This window comes from Microbacterium sp. HSID17254 (assembly GCF_003989315.1).
Lineage (GTDB): Bacteria > Actinomycetota > Actinomycetes > Actinomycetales > Microbacteriaceae > Microbacterium.
Genome location: NZ_RBLT01000088.1, coordinates 1 through 1613, shown reverse-complemented (window position 1 = coordinate 1613; position 1613 = coordinate 1). Strand labels below are relative to the sequence as shown.

Annotated in this window: 3 protein-coding genes; all 3 read right to left on the bottom strand. The window is 72.0% G+C overall.

The features are described from left to right. Positions 1–795: tetrahydrofolate dehydrogenase/cyclohydrolase catalytic domain-containing protein (locus tag D8M34_RS19350; protein WP_274543279.1), on the bottom strand; the 795-nt coding region annotated here is incomplete at its 3' end. Continuing rightward, positions 792–1325 (bottom strand): hypothetical protein, encoded by a 534-nt coding sequence (locus D8M34_RS17820; RefSeq protein ID WP_126894693.1) that lies wholly within the window; start codon positions 1323–1325, stop codon positions 792–794. The genes D8M34_RS19350 and D8M34_RS17820, both read right to left, overlap by 4 nt. A gap of 6 nt (positions 1326–1331) precedes the next feature. Beyond that, positions 1332–1613, bottom strand: a 282-nt coding sequence (locus D8M34_RS17815; RefSeq protein ID WP_274543278.1) for an amidase family protein, incomplete at its 5' end; no start/stop codon positions are given.

The window sequence follows — 1613 nt, the reverse complement described above, 5'->3', positions numbered from 1 at the left end:
GTCGCGGACACCCTGCTGACGGCCCACCGGCGCGCGGCCGAGATCCTGCACACGGTTCCCGGGGTGCAGGCGGGCTGGACGATCGCCACCCAGGCCTTCCACTCCACCGGCGAGCCCGGCGCCGACGGGATGCTCGCGACGTACGGCGACCCGCGCGACCACTGGTACCCGCACCACTGCGCCGCACACGACCTCGGCGGCGCGCCGGCCGCGCAGGTCGTCCCCGTTCTCAAACAGCATCGGATCGTGGCCGCCCTGGCGCAGGAGCGTTACGACGCCGGAGCCGACGAAGCCTCTGCTGCCGACGACCGCGATGCGGGCGTCGGGTAGGTAGGGCTCGGCGACGCGTCCGACGCCGTCGGCGGTCGCGCACGCCGTGCGTGGCGCGAAGATGCCGAGGGCGTCGATGTCCTTGGCGGGGTCGATCTCGTTGAGCAGTGCGAGCACGGGCTGCGGTGGCGGGGCCTGGACGATGATCCCGGCGACCTGGGGGTCGTCGTTGGCGCGGCGGATGATGCCGGCGATCTCGCTGATGCCGGCGCTGTCGGGCACGACGATGTGGTCTGGGGTGGCGCCGAGCGCGGTGAAAGTGCGCACCTTCTGCTCGGCCGAGACGCGGGATGCCTCCATCCGGGCGGCCCAGACGGTGTCATGGGTGGTCGGCTCGAACCGCACGACCATCATGCGAGTCCCGTGTTCCTGCAGGGTGGCGGCGTAGGCGTCGCGGTAGGTGTCGCGCACCTCAGCCAGGATCGCGCGGCCGGGGATCGGGCGGGTCTGGGATGTGTCGGTCATCCCTGATGTGCGCCGGTGTCGCCGCCGTCTTGTCGGGGTCGGGGGATGTCCCAGGGGATCGCGGCGAGGACTTCGTCGACCGGGCGCAGGAGGAGCTCGTCGAGTAGCCGGCGGGAGTCGTCGTAGTCGAGTCGGGTCACCTCGTCCCAGGCCGGGACGCTGTAGCGGTCGAGGGTCCAGTGGAGGTCGACGCGGGTCAGCGATTCCGGTCCGGTTGGGTCGGCGCTGGAGAAGTCGCCGTGGTGCACCAGCCACGTAATCGCGCCCGGGTCGACGCTGCCCGGCACGAGCTGGGCGCGTGCGCTGTTCGCGGCGCCGGCGACGTCGGAGAGGACGTAGTGGCCGCGGGGTTGGCCGCGCAGCTCGCTGAGCACGACGGTCAGCAGCAGGCGATCGGTTGCTGCCGGGTCGCGGGTGCCGCGCAGGCGCGCCAGGCACGACGTGTTCGCCCCGCAGCGGTGCGGCCAGCTCAGGATCGCGTCGCTGGCCAGCGTCAGGCCGTGAGTGTGGGCCGTAGTCAGAGCGGTCATCATCGTTCACGGCTCCAGGTTCGTCATGGCCTGCTGCGGAAGGGGCGCGATCGGGGCCGGCGGTACGTGGTTCTCGAGGAGCTGCAGCAGCAGCTCGTCGCCGCGGGGGCGGGCGATGATCTGCAGACCGACCGGGCACCCGTCGGCGGTGAAACCTGCCGGGACGCTCACTGCGGGGTGCCCGGAGAGGTTGATGCCCCAGGTGAGTGCGACGCTCAGGTGTGCGCCGGGGCCGTCGTGGCCATGTGCTCGCCCGGGGGTCGTGGGCGTCATCAACAGGTCGAAGTT